17 protein-coding genes are annotated in these 14,949 nt (G+C 68.1%); 11 read left to right on the top strand and 6 right to left on the bottom strand.

Annotated elements, in window-relative coordinates; translation table 11 throughout:
- Positions 1-42 precede the first annotated feature (42 nt).
- The 4 genes from METUNV1_RS16700 to METUNV1_RS16715 are packed head-to-tail and all read left to right on the top strand — an operon-like array spanning position 43 to position 5,975.
- Positions 43-1,266, top strand: a complete 1,224-nt coding sequence (locus METUNV1_RS16700; RefSeq protein WP_232416305.1) for a TolC family protein — start codon at positions 43-45, stop codon at positions 1,264-1,266.
- Positions 1,267-1,309: 43 nt separating this feature from the next.
- Positions 1,310-2,467: an efflux RND transporter periplasmic adaptor subunit gene (locus tag METUNV1_RS16705; protein ID WP_008063836.1), complete on the top strand. Its 1,158-nt coding sequence runs from the start codon at positions 1,310-1,312 to the stop codon at positions 2,465-2,467.
- 39 nt (positions 2,468-2,506) lie between these two features.
- Positions 2,507-5,608 (top strand): efflux RND transporter permease subunit, encoded by a 3,102-nt coding sequence (locus METUNV1_RS16710; RefSeq protein WP_008063837.1) that lies wholly within the window; start codon positions 2,507-2,509, stop codon positions 5,606-5,608.
- A gap of 28 nt (positions 5,609-5,636) precedes the next feature.
- Positions 5,637-5,975 (top strand): P-II family nitrogen regulator, encoded by a 339-nt coding sequence (locus METUNV1_RS16715; RefSeq protein ID WP_008063838.1) that lies wholly within the window; start codon positions 5,637-5,639, stop codon positions 5,973-5,975.
- Between the two features lie 72 nt (positions 5,976-6,047).
- On the opposite strand, the gene METUNV1_RS16720 is transcribed toward METUNV1_RS16715, so the two are convergent.
- The 3 genes from METUNV1_RS16720 to METUNV1_RS16730 form a co-directional block, all read right to left on the bottom strand.
- Positions 6,048-6,230, bottom strand: coding sequence for an oxidoreductase-like domain-containing protein (locus METUNV1_RS16720; protein WP_008063839.1), 183 nt, complete (start codon positions 6,228-6,230; stop codon positions 6,048-6,050).
- Positions 6,227-6,616, bottom strand: coding sequence for an Hpt domain-containing protein (locus METUNV1_RS16725; protein WP_008063841.1), 390 nt, complete (start codon positions 6,614-6,616; stop codon positions 6,227-6,229). The genes METUNV1_RS16720 and METUNV1_RS16725 overlap by 4 nt, the downstream gene beginning before the upstream one ends.
- Positions 6,617-6,691: 75 nt before the next feature.
- On the bottom strand, positions 6,692-7,057 hold the full coding sequence (locus METUNV1_RS16730; RefSeq protein WP_232416304.1) for a DUF1840 domain-containing protein: 366 nt from the start codon (positions 7,055-7,057) through the stop codon (positions 6,692-6,694).
- Positions 7,058-7,084: 27 nt separating this feature from the next.
- On the opposite strand from METUNV1_RS16730, the gene METUNV1_RS16735 reads away from it, so the two are divergent.
- The 7 genes from METUNV1_RS16735 (at position 7,085) to METUNV1_RS16765 (ending at position 11,440) form a co-directional block, all read left to right on the top strand.
- Entirely contained in the window at positions 7,085-7,975 is an 891-nt protein-coding gene (locus METUNV1_RS16735; protein ID WP_008063846.1) for an ROK family protein, read from the top strand.
- A gap of 104 nt (positions 7,976-8,079) precedes the next feature.
- Positions 8,080-8,346, top strand: a complete 267-nt coding sequence (locus tag METUNV1_RS16740; RefSeq protein WP_008063848.1) for a BufA1 family periplasmic bufferin-type metallophore — start codon at positions 8,080-8,082, stop codon at positions 8,344-8,346.
- A 17-nt stretch (positions 8,347-8,363) separates the two neighbouring features.
- A complete protein-coding gene (gene bufB, locus METUNV1_RS16745) occupies positions 8,364-9,206 on the top strand; it encodes an MNIO family bufferin maturase (RefSeq protein ID WP_008063850.1) in 843 nt (280 codons plus the stop codon).
- Entirely contained in the window at positions 9,190-9,975 is a 786-nt protein-coding gene (locus METUNV1_RS16750; protein ID WP_008063852.1) for an HvfC/BufC N-terminal domain-containing protein, read from the top strand. The genes bufB and METUNV1_RS16750 overlap by 17 nt, the downstream gene beginning before the upstream one ends.
- Complete coding sequence (locus METUNV1_RS16755; protein ID WP_008063854.1) at positions 9,972-10,436, top strand: DoxX family protein; 465 nt, start codon at positions 9,972-9,974, stop codon at positions 10,434-10,436. The genes METUNV1_RS16750 and METUNV1_RS16755 overlap by 4 nt, the downstream gene beginning before the upstream one ends.
- An 87-nt stretch (positions 10,437-10,523) precedes the next feature.
- Positions 10,524-11,018 carry a hypothetical protein gene (locus METUNV1_RS16760; protein ID WP_051165328.1) on the top strand — a complete coding sequence of 165 codons (495 nt, stop codon included), beginning with the start codon at positions 10,524-10,526 and terminating at the stop codon, positions 11,016-11,018.
- A 47-nt stretch (positions 11,019-11,065) separates the two neighbouring features.
- A complete protein-coding gene (locus METUNV1_RS16765) occupies positions 11,066-11,440 on the top strand; it encodes a hypothetical protein (RefSeq protein WP_008063858.1) in 375 nt (124 codons plus the stop codon).
- Between the two features lie 67 nt (positions 11,441-11,507).
- Here METUNV1_RS16765 and METUNV1_RS16770 read toward each other — a convergent pair whose 3' ends face one another.
- The 3 genes from METUNV1_RS16770 to METUNV1_RS16780 form a co-directional block, all read right to left on the bottom strand.
- Positions 11,508-12,161, bottom strand: coding sequence for a PEPxxWA-CTERM sorting domain-containing protein (locus tag METUNV1_RS16770; protein WP_008063859.1), 654 nt, complete (start codon positions 12,159-12,161; stop codon positions 11,508-11,510).
- Between the two features lie 147 nt (positions 12,162-12,308).
- The gene (locus METUNV1_RS16775; RefSeq protein WP_008063860.1) at positions 12,309-12,761 is read right to left on the bottom strand and encodes a ferritin-like domain-containing protein; all 453 of its coding nucleotides are present in this window, start codon (positions 12,759-12,761) and stop codon (positions 12,309-12,311) included.
- 126 nt (positions 12,762-12,887) lie between these two features.
- Positions 12,888-14,891, bottom strand: a complete 2,004-nt coding sequence (locus tag METUNV1_RS16780; protein ID WP_008063861.1) for a methyl-accepting chemotaxis protein — start codon at positions 14,889-14,891, stop codon at positions 12,888-12,890.
- Positions 14,892-14,949 lie beyond the last annotated feature (58 nt).

Here is a 14,949-nt window from a genome sequence, read left to right on the forward strand (position 1 = left end):
GCGCGCGTGCATGTTTCGTTCATCCCGTCAGGGCACACACCCATGAAAAAAACAGCCATTGCCCTCATGGCCGCAATCGGCCTGTGTACGCACGCAGCAGGGGCTGCCGAGCGCTACACGCTGGACCAGCTGAAGTCGCTGGCTCTGCAGTCCAACGCCTCGCTCGGCGCCGCGCGTGCCGACATCGATGTCAGCCGCGCCGACACGCTTACGGCGCGCGCCTACCCCAACCCGGAGCTCGAGGTGAGCGGCGGTGACCGCAGCGCGCGCGGCCCCGGTCTCGCGCCGGGTTCGCTCGGCTCGATCACCGTCACCCAGCGTTTCGACTATCCGTCGCAGCGTGACGCCCGCCTGCGGGTGGCCGAAGCCGGCGTGCTGTCCGCACAGTCTGGCGCCCTGTCCTACGAGGTCGATCTGCTTGCGCGGCTCAAGCAGGCCTTTTACGCGGTCATCCGCCACCAGAGCGAACTGCGCGCGGCGCGCGAGGACCTCGAACTGGCGCGCGCCATCCGCAACCGGGTGGAAGTGCGGGTCAATACCGGCGAGGCGCCGCGCTACGAACTGATCAAGGCCGACACCGAACTGCTCAACGCGCAGAAGAACGCCGATTCGGCGGAACTGCGCATCGCCCAGGCCAAGGCCCGTCTGCGTGCGCTGACCGGCGGTGCGCTGCCGATGGACTACGAGCTCGACGGCGCGCTGGCCAGCGAGGTGGCGCTGCCGCCGCTGGCGCAGATGCGCGAGGACATGCTGTCGCGCAATCCGGACATCGCCCGCCTGCGCGCCGAAATCGACCGCGCGAACCAGCAGCTCGAACTGGAAAGGCTGCGCCGCATGCCCGACCTGTCGTTCAAGCTGGGCCACGACCGCGACCCGGAATACGACGCCAACCGCATCGGTGTGGCGGTCACCGTGCCGCTGTTCGACCGTCGCCAGGGGCCGATCGCCCAGGCCAGCGCCCAGGCCGAACGCAACCGGATGGCGCTCGAAGGCCGCGTGTTCGAGCTGGAACGCCAGCTGGACGCCGCCTACCGCCAGTACGAACTGTCGCGCACCCAGGTGGTGGCGCTGGAAAGCGGCATCCTGCGTGAAGCCGAGGCGGCGCTGAAGGTGGCCGAGGCGGCCTACAAGTTCGGCGAACGCGGCATTCTCGATTTCCTCGATGCGCAGCGCGTGTTCCGCGCCGCGCGCAACGAACTCATCAGCGCACGTTACGAGCTGATCAACGCAGTCGCCGAGATCGAGCGACTGGGCGCCGTGCGCTGACGCCGGCGGCACGCACATTCACCCCATTCAGACAGTCCACACCATGAAACTGACCCAACGTCCCCTGCTGTGTGCCGGCCTGCTCGGCGCCGCCCTCGTGCTCACCGCGTGCTCCGGCGAGGCCGACAAGGCCGCGCCGGCCAAGGTTGAAGCGCCGGCCGACCCCAATCTGGTCAAGGCCGGCGACAACCTCGGCAACATCATCAAGCTCGGCACCGTCGCCAAGGTCGAACTGTCGGACACGCTGCGCGTGGCCGGCCAGGTCGATTTCGACGAACAGCGCGTCACCCGCATCGGCGCCACCGTGACCGGTCGCGTGACCGAACTGCAGGCCACGCTCGGCCAGCAGGTGAAAACCGGCGATACGCTGGCGGTGCTCAACAGTACCGAACTGGGCGCGGCCCAGCTCGCCTACATGAAGGCGCGCGCCCAGGCCCAGCTGAACGAACGCAATGTCGAGCGGGCGCAGCAGCTGTTTGCGGCGGACGTGATCGGCAGTGCCGAACTGCAGCGCCGCGAGAGCGAACTGTCAATTTCCCGCGCCGAACAGCGCGCCGCGGCCGATCAGCTGCGGGTGCTTGGCGTGTCGGCGAAGTCGCTGGAGAAGCTGTCGTCCAACGGCACCATCAATTCGGTGTCGCCGGTGGTGGCCACCATGGCCGGCACCGTGGTCGAGCGCCGGGTGACCCAGGGCCAGGTGGTGCAGCCCAGCGAAATCATGTTCTCGGTGGCCGACCTGTCGCGCGTCTGGGTGGTGGCGGAAGTGCCGGAACAGCAGGCAGCCGCGGTGCGTCCGGGCCAGAGCATCCAGGTCGAGATTCCGGCGCTGGGCCAGCAGCTCACCGCCAAGCTCATCTTCATCGCCGACACCGTCAATCCGGCCACCCGCACGGTCATGGTGCGCAGCGAGATCGACAACAGCGACCGCGCGCTCAAGCCGGCCATGCTGGCGACCGTGCTGATCGAGGGCCGGCCTACCGCGCGGCTTGCGGTGCCGGCGCCTGCGGTGGTGCGCGAGAACAACAAGGACTACGTGTTCGTCGAGGTCGGTCCGCAGCAGTTCAAGCTGACCGAGGTCGCGCTGGCTTCGGCCATCGGCGACATGCGGCCGGTGCTGGGCGGTGTGGCCGAAGGCACGAAGGTGGTGGTCGACGGCGCCTTTCATCTGAACAACGAGCGCAAGCGCAAGGAACTCGAATGAGTGCCCTCGCCCCTGCCCAACGGATGAACTGGAGACGCCATGATTGAATCCCTCGTGCGCGGGGCGCTCAAGCAGCGCCTCGTCCTCGTCGTCGTCGCGCTGTGTCTGCTGGCCTTCGGCCTGGATGCGGCGCGCAAGCTGTCGGTGGATGCCTTCCCCGACGTGACCAACGTTCAGGTGCAGATCGCCACCGACGCCACCGGCCGTTCGCCGGAAGAGGTGGAGCGCTTCATCACGGTGCCGATCGAGATCGGCATGACCGGCCTGCCCGGGCTGGTCGAGATGCGCTCGCTGAACAAGCCCGGCCTGTCGCTGATCACGCTGGTATTCACCGACAAGACCGACGTCTATTTCGCGCGCCAACTGGTGATGGAGCGCCTGCTCGAAGTGCGCGACCGCATGCCGCAGGGTGTGGTGCCGGTGCTGGGGCCGGTGTCTACCGGCCTTGGCGAGGTCTACCAGTACACGCTGGTGCGCCCGGATGACGGCGAACGCGAACTGACCCAGCAGGAGCTGACCGAGCGCCGCACCATCCAGGACTGGGTGGTGCGTCCGCTGCTGCGTTCGACCAAGGGCGTGGCGGAAATCAACTCGCAGGGCGGCTACCAGAAGCAGTACAAGGTGCTGGTCAATCCGGACCGCCTGCGTCACTACCATCTGACGGTGAAGGACGTGTACGAGGCGCTGGCGCGCAACAACGCCAACGCAGGCGGCGGCGTGCTGCCGCAGAACGCCGAGCAGTACCTGATCCGTGGTGTCGGCCTGGTGAAAAACCTGGATGACATCCGCCTCATCGTGGTGAAGGAGATCGACGGTACGCCGGTCTATATCCGCGACGTGGCCGAGGTGGCCTTCGGTCACGCGGTGCGGGTCGGTGCGGTGGTGAAGAACGGCACCACCGAAGCGGTCGGCGGCGTGGTGATGATGATGGCGGGCGGCAATGCCAAGGCGGTGGTGTCGGACATCAAGAGGAAGGTGGCCGAGATCAACGACAACAACATGCTGCCCGGCGGCCTGAAGATTGAGGCCTACTACGACCGCTCGGAACTGGTCGACGCCGCGCTGGCCACTGTGATCAAGGTGCTGATCGAAGGCGTCATCTTCGTCGTCATCGTGCTCTACCTCTTCCTCGGCGACCTGCGGTCGTCGGTCATCGTGATTGCCACGCTGGTCATCACGCCGCTGGTCACCTTCATGTTCATGAACCAGATCGGTCTGTCCGCCAACCTGATGTCGCTGGGCGGTCTGGCCATCGCCATCGGCCTGATGGTGGATGGTTCGGTGGTGGTGGTGGAGAACGCCTTCGAGCGTCTGGGTCACGCGCAGGAGGAGGGTGCGAGCCGCATCCGCATCATCCTGTCCGCGGTGATGGAAGTGGCGACGCCGGTCATCTTCGGTATCGGCATCATCATCCTGGTGTTCCTGCCGCTGATGACGCTGCAGGGCATGGAAGGCAAGATGTTCGCGCCGCTGGCCTACACCATCGCCATCGCGCTCGGCGTGTCGCTGGTGCTGTCGCTCACGCTGACGCCGGTGCTGTGTTCCTACATGCTCAAGGGCGGTGCCGATCATGACACCTGGCTTATCCGCATGCTGAAGAAGCCCTACGTGCCGATGCTGGAGTGGGCGGTGAAGAACACCAGGAAGACGGTGGCGCTGGCCGTCGGCGCCTTCGTCGGTGCCGTCCTGCTGCTGCCCTTCCTCGGTACCGCCTTCATTCCGGAAATGAAGGAAGGTTCGGTGGTGCCGGCGATGGACCGGGTGCCCAACATTTCGCTGCAGGAATCGCTGCGCATGGAGCGCGAGGCGATGCGGCTGGTGATGGAGGTGCCGGGCGTGAAATCGGCGGTGTCCGGCGTCGGCCGCGGCGAATCGCCGGCCGACCCGCAGTCGCAGAACGAGTCCACCCCCATCGTGTCGCTGAAGCCGCGAGACGAGTGGCCGGAGGGCTGGACCCAGGAAACCATCCAGGAACAGATCCGCGAGAAACTGAAGGCGCTGCCTGGCGTCAACATCATCATGGCGCAGCCGATTTCCGACCGCGTCGACGAAATGGTGACCGGGGTGCGGGCTGACGTCGCGGTGAAGATTTTCGGTGACGACCTCGATCTGCTGAAGGCCAAGGCGGACGAGATCGCGCGGGTGGCGCGCGCGGTGCCCGGCGCGAGCGAAATCAAGATCGAGCGGGTGACCGGCCAGCAGTACCTGACGGTGGAAATCGACCGCCCGACCATCGCCCGCTACGGCCTGAACGTCGGCGACGTGAACGACCTGATCGAAGCCGCCATCGGCGGACGTCAGGTGACCGACGTGTTCGAGGGCGAGCGCCGTTTTGCCGCGGTGGTGCGCCTGCCCGAGCGCTTCCGCGACAACATCGAGGCCATCCGCAACATGCTGGTGCCAACGCCGGATGGCGCGGGCATTCCGCTGTCCAGCCTGGCCACCATCGACGTGCGCGACGGTCCGGCGCAGATTTCGCGCGAGACCGGCAAGCGCCGCATCGTGATCGGCATCAACGTGGCCAATCGCGACCTCGGCGGTTTCGTGGCCGAACTGCAGCAGAAGGTGAAGGCGCAGGTGCAGCTGCCCGAGGCTTACTACTTCGAGTGGGGCGGCCAGTTCCAGAACATGGAGCGCGCGCTCGGCCACCTGTCCATCATCGTGCCGATCACCATCGCGGCCATCTTCTTCCTGCTGTTCCTGCTGTTCGGCTCGCTGCGTTTCGCGACCCTCATCATCACCGTGCTGCCGTTCGCGTCCATCGGTGGCGTGATCGGCCTGTTCGTCAGCGGCGAATACCTGTCGGTGCCGGCGTCGGTGGGCTTCATCGCGCTGTGGGGCATTGCCACGCTGAACGGCGTGGTGCTGGTGTCCTACATCCGCGGTCTGCGCAACGAGGGCATGGAGCTGATGCAGGCGGTGGTGCAGGGCGCGAAGATGCGTTTCCGCCCGGTCATGATGACCGCCACCGTGGCGCTGCTGGGTCTGGTGCCTTTCCTGTTCGCGACCGGACCGGGCTCCGAAGTGCAGCGGCCGCTGGCCATCGTGGTGATCGGCGGCCTGATCACCTGCACGCTGCTGACGCTGGTGGTGGTGCCGGCGCTGTACACCTGGTTCGACGACAAGCCGTTCGAGGCCTGAGCGCCCAAGAGTTACTGGAGATCATGTCATGAAGGAAATCCGCGCCATCATCCGGCCGAACAAGCTGCCCAAGCTGCGCACGGTGCTGCGCGAAATGCCGGGCTTTCCCGGCATGAGCGTCGCCAAGGTCGAGGGTTTCGGCGCACCGCGCACGCACGCGCCGCACAACATCAAGGAAGAGCTGACCGACTATTCGGCCAAGGTCCGCATCGAAATCGTGTCGCCTGATGAACTGGTGGATGAAATCGTCCGCCGCATCATCAACGTGGCCTGCACCGGCCAGACCGGTGACGGTCTGGTGTGGGTAGTGCCGGTGGACCGGGCGGTGTTCATCAACAAGACGACCGTGGGTTCGCCGCACGGCTGAAGCCGGCGACGCATCGTCCCTGCAGCCCCGCAGCGCGCCCGTCCGGGCGGCTGCGGGGCTTTTTTTCTGGTGTCAGAGGCCGGGGCGGGCTTCCGGGTGGCGTTCGAGCCAGGCGGCGTACAGGCGCTCGTATTCGAGCTTGCTTTCCTGATACACGGTCCAGACGCAGCGCTCGCAGCCGGATTCGCAGCATTCGGATTCGGAGGGCATGTCAGGCGCGACGGGCGCCGGGTCTTCCAGCAGCAGTTCGGTCATCGATCCAGTCGTGTGCGAATGAAATCGGCCGCATTCTCGTACTCGGCGCGCAACTGCGCCAGTGCAATCGATGCTGCACCGCATTCTGCGGGCCGCTCGCGCAGCCGGTGCTCGACGTCGCGCGCCAGCGACTGCAGTCGGAGCGCGCCGACGTTGCTGCAGCTGCCCTTCAGCGCGTGCGCAGTGAGGGCGGCCTCGGCCGCGTTGCCGCGATCGCACGCGGTCTGCAGCGCACCGATCAGGCCCGGCACGTCGGCCAGCCAGGCGCGCAGCACTTCGGCCAGCGCCGGGCCGAGCATGGCTTTCAGCTCCTCGAGCCGGCTGCGGTCGAAAACCGGTACCGACGTGGCGGCGTCGGCGGCGAGCGGTGTGGCGGAAGCGGTCATGACATTCCAGGCGAGCGCCCGAGAGCGCGTATGAGCCGGGTCTACGGCCGGCCGGGCCGCCGCTTGAACGCCCGCTTACTGACCCTGGCTGTCCCAGGTCACCGGTTCGCCGGCGCGCAGCGAGCGCTCCAGCTGTTCGATCAGCGGCACCGCGCGCTGGGCCAGCGAGACTGGCATCACCATCGCCGGCGGGCGCTCCTCGGCATCGTCTTCTTCCGGCTGTGCGCGCTGCGCGGTGCGGCTTTCGTCGGCAGCCCGTTTCAGGGCATCGAGTGCGGCCGGCAGCTGTTCCGGCGTGATAATTCCCTGTGGCTCGAAGGGCTTGCCCATCAGCGCAAGCAGCTGGCGGGCGTTGTCGCCGAACATCAGGGTGTCGGCGGTAGCGCGTGACTTGAAGGTGACGATCATGGCGTGCGGAAATCTAAAGGTGATGAAGGGCATTGTCTCCCGGAAGTGGCGGGGTGCGCCATGCGCATAGGCGTGGACCTCGGGGGCACCAAGACCGAACTGATCGCGCTGGCCGACGATGGCACGGTGCGGCTGCGCCGCCGCATGCCGACGCCGGCCGGCGACTATCCGGCCACGGTGGCGCTGATCGCGGCCATGGTGGCGCAGGCGGAGGCGGCGCTCGGGGCGCGCGCCTCGGTCGGCATCGGTACGCCCGGGTCGGTGTCGCCGGTCAGCGGCCTGATGCGCAACGCCAATTCGACCTGCCTGAACGGCCGGCCGCTGAAACAGGATCTTGAAGCGGCGCTGGACCGCGAAATACGCATCGCGAATGACGCCAACTGCTTCGCGCTGTCCGAGGCGGTGGACGGCGCCGGGCAGGGCGGCGCGGTGGTGTTCGGCGTCATCCTCGGCACCGGTGTCGGTGGCGGCGTGGTGGTGAACGGATTGGTGCTGAATGGCGCCAACGGCATCGCCGGCGAGTGGGGCCACAACCCTCTGCCACCGGGCGCGGACAGCGAAGGTGTGGCGCCGGCCTGCTACTGCGGCCGTCGCGGCTGCGTCGAAACCTGGCTGTCCGGCCCGGCGCTGGCGGCCGATCATCTTCGCGTCGCCGGTGAGGCGGTCGCGCCCGAAGCCATCGCCGCTCGTGCCGCGGCCGGCGACGTCGCCTGCGAGGCGACGCTGCTGCGCTACGAAACCCGGTTGGCGCGTGCGCTGGCCGGCGTGATCAATCTGCTGGATCCGGACGTGATCGTGCTTGGCGGCGGTCTGTCGTCGCTCGACCGTCTGTACCGCAACGTCCCGCTGCGCTGGACGCCGCACGTGTTCTCCGACGCCATCGCCACCCGGCTGCGGCCGCCGCTGCACGGCGATTCGTCCGGCGTCCGGGGGGCGGCCTGGCTGTGGTGAGCGGTCCGCGCACCACGCTGTAAGGAATCGCCACCGCGCCGGTCTACTGCGGTGCATGTCCCCTGGCCTCAGGGTTTTCCATTCACGACTCAAGGAGTTTCCAGATGAACAAGTCCGTCGCGCTGCACGCTGCTCTCGCTTCCGTTCTGGCCCTCGGCGTGGTCGCCAATCCGGCGCTGGCCGAAGACAAGGGCGCCAAGGAGAAGTGTTTCGGCGTCGCCAAGAAGGGCGCCAACGACTGCGCCACCGCCAATGGCAGCCACAGCTGCGCCGGTCAGGCCAAGGCCGACAATGATCCGAACGAATGGAAGTTCGTGCCGGCCGGCACCTGCGAAAAGATGGGCGGCAAGACCTCGGCGCCGGCCCGCTGAGCGCAGGGACGCCCGCGATGAACCTCGACCTGGCCACCGGCATCGGGCTGCGCCAGCCGCACTACGCGCAGCTGCTGGCCGAGCGTCCACCACTCGGCTTCGTCGAGGTGCACAGCGAGAACTTCTTTCATGAGGGCGGCGCCTCGCTCGGTGTGCTTGAGCGGACGCGCGCCCATTACCCGGTCAGCCTGCATGGCGTCGGTCTGGCGCTGGCGTCGGCCGACGGCGGCGATGCCGCGCATGTTGACCGGCTGGCGGCGCTGGTCGACCGGATTGAACCGGCCCGGGTGTCGGAACACCTGTGCTGGGGCCGCGTCGACGGCCGCCATTTCAATGACCTGCTCCCCTTTCCCTATACCGGCGAGGCGCTGTCTCTGGTGGCCGCCCGCGTGTCGGCAGTGCAGGACAGGCTGAAGCGGCCGCTGCTGATCGAGAACCTGTCGGCCTATGTGCGCTTTCGTGACAGCGAAATGAGCGAAGCCGACTTCCTGGCCGAGCTGGTGTGCCTGACCGGCTGCGGCCTGCTGCTCGATCTGAACAATCTGTACGTCAATGCCTGCAATTTCGGCGAGGACGCCTTTGACATGCTGGCCGCCCTGCCGCTGCACGCGGTCGGCGAAATCCATGTCGCCGGTCACGCGCAGACCGAATACGGCCTGATCGACACCCACGGCAGCCGGGTGTGCGACGAAGTGTGGGCGCTGTTGCGCGCGGTGCGTGCGGCCGGCGTACGCGCACCGGTGCTGGTGGAGTGGGACACCGATCTGCCCTCGCTCGACGTGCTGCTGGACGAGGCGGCACGCGCCGCCGACGCGGGCGATGCGACTGCGCGGGAGGTGGGCCATGTCCGCGCTGCGTGAGGCGCAGCGGCGCTTTGGCGCCGCGCTGGCCGGTGCCGCCGGCGAGCCGGACGCGCTGCCGCTGCTGGCTGGCGACCCGGTCCGCAACCGCGCGCTGCTGTCGGTCTATCGCGCCACCTCGGTGGCCAATGCGGTGGCCGCGTTGCGCCTGGCATTTCCGGTGTGCGCGCAGATCACCGGTGACGATTTCTTCGACGCGCTGGCGCGTCGCTATCGCGATGCCTGTCCGTCCTCCGACGGCGATCTCAACCGCTACAGCGCCGGCTTCCCGGCTTTCCTTGACGGTTTCGGTCCGGTGAGCGCGCTGCCCTATCTGCCCGACGTCGCGCGGCTGGAGTGGGCGGTTCATGAGGCCACCACGGCGGCGGACGCGGAGCCGGCCGGCGGCCGGCTGTTCGCCGGTCTCGATGCGGATGCGCTGGCGCGGGCGCGCCTGCGTTTCGTGCCCGGTTTCGCGCTGCTGGCCAGCGACTGGCCGGTGGCCGACATCTGGCTCGGTCATGCCGACGATGCGAAGGCGCTGGCACGCATCGATCTGACCTCTGCCCAGTGCGCGGTGGTGTGGCGCGAGGGCTGGCGGGTGCGGGTGGCCGCCCTTGCACCTGCTGCGTATGCGCTGTGGCAGGCTCTGTGCCGGCGCGAAGCGGTCGGCACGGCCTGGGCCGCGGCCTGTGCCGTCGAGCCGGCGTTCGATCCCGGTCCCGCCTTTGCGCAGGCGCTGTCCGCCGGCTGGCTGCACGCGATTGACTTTGAGGAGGATGTGCCATGAATGCGCTGTTCCGCCTGTACGACCTGTCGGCGCCGCTGGTGCGCGCGGCCGACCTGCTGCGCCCGCTGCTGCTGCTCGCGCTGAGGCTCTATCTCGCGTCGGTGTTCTTCCGCTCCGGGCTGACCAAGATCGCCGACTGGGACACCACGCTCTATCTGTTTACCGAGGAGTACGCGGTTCCGCTGCTGCCCCCGGCGATCGCCGCCTTCATGGGGACCGCGGGCGAACTGCTGCTGCCGCCACTGCTGGCGCTCGGTCTCGCCGGCCGTTTCGCGGCGCTCGGGCTGACGGTGGTGAATGCGATGGCGGTGCTGTCCTACCCGGCGCTGCTCGGCTTCGAATGCCCGGCCGCGCTGCAGTCCCATATCGCATGGGGTGCCGGGCTGCTGGCGCTGCTGTCTTTCGGACCGGGCGCCCTGTCGGCAGACCACCTGATCGCCGCCCGGCGTGCCAGCCGGTGAAACATCCAGCAACATTGCGTTCCGCCTTCCGGGGAACAGGACAGGCAGCATGCCTGCCCGATGGATATTGCAGCCCGGTCAGGCAAGATGAACAAACAGAAGAAAATGATTTCCGCATTCGGTGCGGCATGGCTGGCGTGCGTGTGCGCACTGCCGGCGCAGGCGGATGAAGGCCATGTGCTGAGTCTGCAGTTCGGTCCCTACGTGCATCACTGGGACCGCGACCCCGAACACAACAACACGCCGGGCATGCTGGGCCTGGAATACACGGCGCCGTCGCGCTGGCTGGCTGGCGCGTCCTTCCTGCGCAATTCGTTCGACCAGCCGACCGAGTACTACTACGCCGGCAAGCGCTGGGATCTCGACGGCCTGAGCCCCCATCTCTACGTCAAGGTGACTGCCGGCGCGCTGCTCGGCTATACCGGGCGCTACGAGGACAAGATTCCCTTCAACCACAAGGGCACCGCTTTCGCCGTCATCCCGGCGCTCGGCTATCAGGTGGACCGCTACAGCGCGCAGGTGGCGCTGCTGGGTACCGCCGGCGTGATGTTTACCTTCGGCATAGACCTCGGACGCTGGTAAGGCGGGGCTGAGGTAGTCTCCGGATGTTTCCGCAACGGGGTTGAGTGATGGCAATAGGCTGGCTGGGCGCAGTCAAGGCGGTGCCGTGGGGTGATGTGATCGCCGCCGCACCCACCGTGGTGCAGGGCGCGAATGCGCTGTGGGACCGGGTGGCGGGCAAGCGTCGCAGGGAGGACGCGCCGCCGCCGGTGCCGCCCGAGGGCGGTGTGGACGCGCGGACAGCGGCGCTGGAACACGCGGTCGTCGAACTGCAGAAGGAGGCGCAGGCCGCCTCCCAGCTCATCCGCTCGCTGGCCGAGCAGAATGCGCAGCTGGTGCGCGAGATCGGCGCGCTGCGCCTGCGCATCCGGGTGCTGGCGGTGGCCGGCGCAGGGGGGCTGGTCGTGGCGGGTGTGGCGCTGGCCACCGTACTGTCGCGCTGAGTACGCGCCGGCCGGCGCATGAAAAAGGGCCGCCCCCAGGGCGGCCCTTTTTCATCGGCGATGCGGATCAGCCGCGGCGGCGTGAAGCCAGGCCGACCAGACCGAGGCCGCCCAGCAGCAGTGCCCAGCTGCCGGGTTCCGGCACCGGCGTGATGCTGACCTGCAGGTTGTCGAGTCCGAAGGACTCATCGGACGAACCCTGGCTGTTCGGATACTGGAATTCGAAGCGCACGGTGTCGGCGGTGTGGGCGAAGGTAAGCTCGACCCGGCGGGCACTGTCTACCCAGAAGCCATAGCCGCGATTGGCGTCGTTCTGGACCAGCGTGCTGCCCGGACCCTCCGAGCCGTTGGTTCCGTAGTTGCCGAACAGCTGTTCGATCAGCGTCACGTTGTCGGCGCGCAGCTGGAACATGTCGCCATACGGGAAGCCGCCCGGATTGCCGTCGATGCTGTCCCACAGCACCAGGTCGAAGCTCAGCGTGATGGCGGTGTGCGCCCCCAGATTGTTCAGCGTGAGTACCGCGGCATTGCTGCCTTCGACCCGCAGGTGCTGCTGGCCGAAGCCCAGGCTGGCGAAGCTGCCGGTCGACTGCACGGTGCCGGCGCCGCTCCAGCCGGCCGGCGTGCTGCCCGATTCGAAATCCTCGCCGTGCACCGTGGCGGCCTGGGCGACGCCGGCCGCAAGCAGCAGCGACGTGGCGAGGGCGTGTATGCGTTTCATGGACTGACCTCTCTGTTGGGTGTTGTCCGTCCATGATGGCGCGCCCGGATCTGCGGTCAAGTCCCGCAAACAGGGGGGTGTGCAGTTCGTGGCACTTCTTCCCGCGCTTGCTTTCCGGCGATGGCCGTGCTCAGGCGATGGCCGTGCTCAGGCGATGGCGCGGTACTGGTCGCGCAGCAGGCGGATACGGTCGTGGCTCTGGCGTGCCGCCCGCAGCTGGTGCTCGACCATGAGCCGGATGTCCGCCGGCAGCGACTGCGACAGCGCATCCCGGTAACGCGTCAGTGCCCTGTCCTCAGCGCGTTCGGCCTCGTTCAGCATGGCCAGGTTGTCGTCGCCGGGCAGCGTGCTGCGCAGACTGACCCAGCCGCGATGAAGCGCGCCGCTCACCGAGCCGCTGGCGTCCGGCTCGACGCCGCTGCGGGACACCACGTTCTGCAGCGTTTCCGCGGCACTGCGGTAGGCATCGGCGCGTTCGCGGAACAGTGTCTTGAGCTGACTGGCCTGCGCGTGCGTCGCGCAGGCGTTGAAACCGTGTTCGCCGTCGCGACAGGTGGCGATCAGGGCGTTCAGGGTGTCGGTGTAGTGCGCTGCACTCATGGGCTTTCTCCTGGCGTGAGGAAGCGGCCATGGCCGCCTGTTCCCCATGCTAGGAGGGCCCGTGCCGGGCGCGTGTGGGCGCCCGGCGCAGGGTCGCGTAGTCCTGCGCCGACGGCCGCGGCGCCCTTACAGCCGGAAGCGGCCCACCAGATCGCCCAGGTGATCGGAGGCGCGACCGATCTGCCCCAGCGTTGCCGAAGTGTGCTGGATGGCGTCGTCGGTGCTCTGCACCACGCCCGACGCCTGTTCGGCCGACTGCGCCAGCGCGGTGGTGGCGGCCGACTGTTCCTGCGTGGCTTCGGCAATTTCGCGCACCCGTTCGGCGGCGCGCTGCATGCCTGCCTCGATGCCGGCGATTTCCTCCGCCACCCGCGCGGCCCGCTCGACACCGGCTTCCACCGCTTCGCGGGTCGTATGCATGCTGCTGACCGCTTCACCGGTGTCGCTGCGCATGGCGTCTATCATGTCGCGGATTTCGGTGGTGGCGCTGCTGGTGCGCTCGGCCAGCTTGCGCACCTCGTCCGCCACCACCGCGAAGCCGCGGCCCTGTTCGCCGGCGCGCGCCGCCTCGATCGCCGCGTTCAGCGCCAGCAGATTGGTCTGGTCGGCGATTTCGCGGATCACCTGCACGATGCCGTTGATCTGCAGCGAACGTTCCGCCAGCCCGTTCAGCGAACCGGCCAAGGTTTCCATGCTGCCGGCGATGTCGCGCATGTGGGCCTGCATGTCCTGCACCACCATGCCGCTGCGTTGCGAGGCGGCGCAGGTGTCCAGCATGACGCCATTGGCTTCGCCGGCATGGCTGGCGATGTGGCCGATGGACACCGTGATTTCCTCGATGGTGGCGGCGTTGTCGCCGGTGGTGCCGGCCAGCGTGCGGGAGCTGTCGGCAATGCGGCCGGTGGCGTCGGACACGTCGCGGATGCCGCCCACCAGGGTCTGGCTCTGGTCACGTACCTCGATGAACATGCGCTGCAGGCTGGCGAGGAAGGCGTTCACCGAACGCGCGACCAGACCCAGTTCGTCCTGGCTGCCGGTGTCCGGCAGGCGGCGCGTCAGGTCGCCCTCGCCACCGGCCAGCGCCTGCATGGCTTCGGCCAGGGTCTGCAGCGGACGGGTGAGGGCGCGCAGCAGCAGGAAAAGCACGCCGGCGGTCAGCAGCACGCTGACGATGCCCATCACGATGGCGGTGTTGCGCAGTGCGTCGGCCGAGGCGGTGATGACCGATTCCGGCACCGACACCACGCTGCCCCACCAGGCGTCGCTGTCGCTCAGCGAAACACGCTGCAGGAAGTGGCGTACGCCGGCGGCATCCTTCCACTGCAGTGCGCGGCCTTCGCGCAGCGCCGCCAGCGCCTCTTCCGGCAGGCCTTCCGCCGGTTTGCCGATGCGGGCGGCATCCGGATGGGCGACCACCAGACCGGACGGCGCGTACAGCGCAACCGTGCCGACATCGAACGGGCGGATGCGGCCCAGATCCTCGGCCAGCGCGCCCAGACCCATATCCACCCCGGCGATGCCGGCGAAACGGCCATTCACCTGCAGCGGCACCACCAGCGAGGTGATCAGCATCTTGCGGCCGCCGACCACGTACTCATAGGGCTCGGCCAGGAAGGCGCGGCCGGTCTTCTTCGGCTGCTGGTAATAGTCACCGGCGCCCGGCTTGTCGTAGTCGACCAGCGGCTCCAGATTCAGCGTATTGCCGCTGCGGTTCCAGTACGGCACGAAGCGGCCGCTGGCGTCGTGGCCGGGCGTGCCGGCGAATTCGGCATCACGGCCGTCAAAGGCATTCGGTTCCCAGCCGGTGTAGACGCCGAGCAGGCCCGGACGGCCGTCCAGCGTGCGGCGCAGCTGGCGATTGACCGCTTCGCGGTCCGGTACGCCCTTGGCGCGCAGGCCTTCCAGCGACAGCGCGAGGGTGGAGGACACCGCCAGGGCGCCGTCCAGACGGGCGCCGACGTCGTGCGCGGTGGCCGCGGCCACGCCTTCGGCGCGGGCCAGACCCTGTTCGAGTACGGCCTGCTGGCTGCGCCAGGCCAGCACACCCAGCGTGACCGAGAAGCAGAGCAGTACGGTAATGACAGTTGCAGCCAGCAGCTTGGTACGCAGGCTCAGGGAGGAGAGCGTCATGGTCGTGACCTCTATCAGTAGGGACTTATCATTGACGGCGGTCAACAAAGCTTTCTTC

This window comes from Methyloversatilis universalis FAM5, from assembly GCF_000214035.2.
Classification (GTDB): Bacteria; Pseudomonadota; Gammaproteobacteria; order Burkholderiales; family Rhodocyclaceae; genus Methyloversatilis; species Methyloversatilis universalis.

Bases quoted from the DNA above. Each gene is read 5' to 3' on its own strand.
- METUNV1_RS16735 (WP_008063846.1), top strand. From the start codon at position 7,085: ATGCGCATAGGCGTGGACCTCGGGGGCACCAAGACCGAACTGATCGCG.
- METUNV1_RS16760 (WP_051165328.1), top strand. From the start codon at position 10,524: ATGAACAAACAGAAGAAAATGATTTCCGCATTCGGTGCGGCATGGCTG.
- METUNV1_RS16715 (WP_008063838.1), top strand. From the start codon at position 5,637: ATGAAGGAAATCCGCGCCATCATCCGGCCGAACAAGCTGCCCAAGCTG.
- METUNV1_RS16725 (WP_008063841.1), bottom strand. From the start codon at position 6,616: ATGACCGCTTCCGCCACACCGCTCGCCGCCGACGCCGCCACGTCGGTA.
- METUNV1_RS16710 (WP_008063837.1), top strand. From the start codon at position 2,507: ATGATTGAATCCCTCGTGCGCGGGGCGCTCAAGCAGCGCCTCGTCCTC.
- bufB (WP_008063850.1), top strand. From the start codon at position 8,364: ATGAACCTCGACCTGGCCACCGGCATCGGGCTGCGCCAGCCGCACTAC.
- METUNV1_RS16705 (WP_008063836.1), top strand. From the start codon at position 1,310: ATGAAACTGACCCAACGTCCCCTGCTGTGTGCCGGCCTGCTCGGCGCC.
- METUNV1_RS16700 (WP_232416305.1), top strand. From the start codon at position 43: ATGAAAAAAACAGCCATTGCCCTCATGGCCGCAATCGGCCTGTGTACG.
- METUNV1_RS16780 (WP_008063861.1), bottom strand. From the start codon at position 14,891: ATGACGCTCTCCTCCCTGAGCCTGCGTACCAAGCTGCTGGCTGCAACT.
- METUNV1_RS16755 (WP_008063854.1), top strand. From the start codon at position 9,972: ATGAATGCGCTGTTCCGCCTGTACGACCTGTCGGCGCCGCTGGTGCGC.
- METUNV1_RS16770 (WP_008063859.1), bottom strand. From the start codon at position 12,161: ATGAAACGCATACACGCCCTCGCCACGTCGCTGCTGCTTGCGGCCGGC.
- METUNV1_RS16765 (WP_008063858.1), top strand. From the start codon at position 11,066: ATGGCAATAGGCTGGCTGGGCGCAGTCAAGGCGGTGCCGTGGGGTGAT.
- METUNV1_RS16720 (WP_008063839.1), bottom strand. From the start codon at position 6,230: ATGACCGAACTGCTGCTGGAAGACCCGGCGCCCGTCGCGCCTGACATG.
- METUNV1_RS16775 (WP_008063860.1), bottom strand. From the start codon at position 12,761: ATGAGTGCAGCGCACTACACCGACACCCTGAACGCCCTGATCGCCACC.
- METUNV1_RS16730 (WP_232416304.1), bottom strand. From the start codon at position 7,057: ATGCCCTTCATCACCTTTAGATTTCCGCACGCCATGATCGTCACCTTC.
- METUNV1_RS16750 (WP_008063852.1), top strand. From the start codon at position 9,190: ATGTCCGCGCTGCGTGAGGCGCAGCGGCGCTTTGGCGCCGCGCTGGCC.
- METUNV1_RS16740 (WP_008063848.1), top strand. From the start codon at position 8,080: ATGAACAAGTCCGTCGCGCTGCACGCTGCTCTCGCTTCCGTTCTGGCC.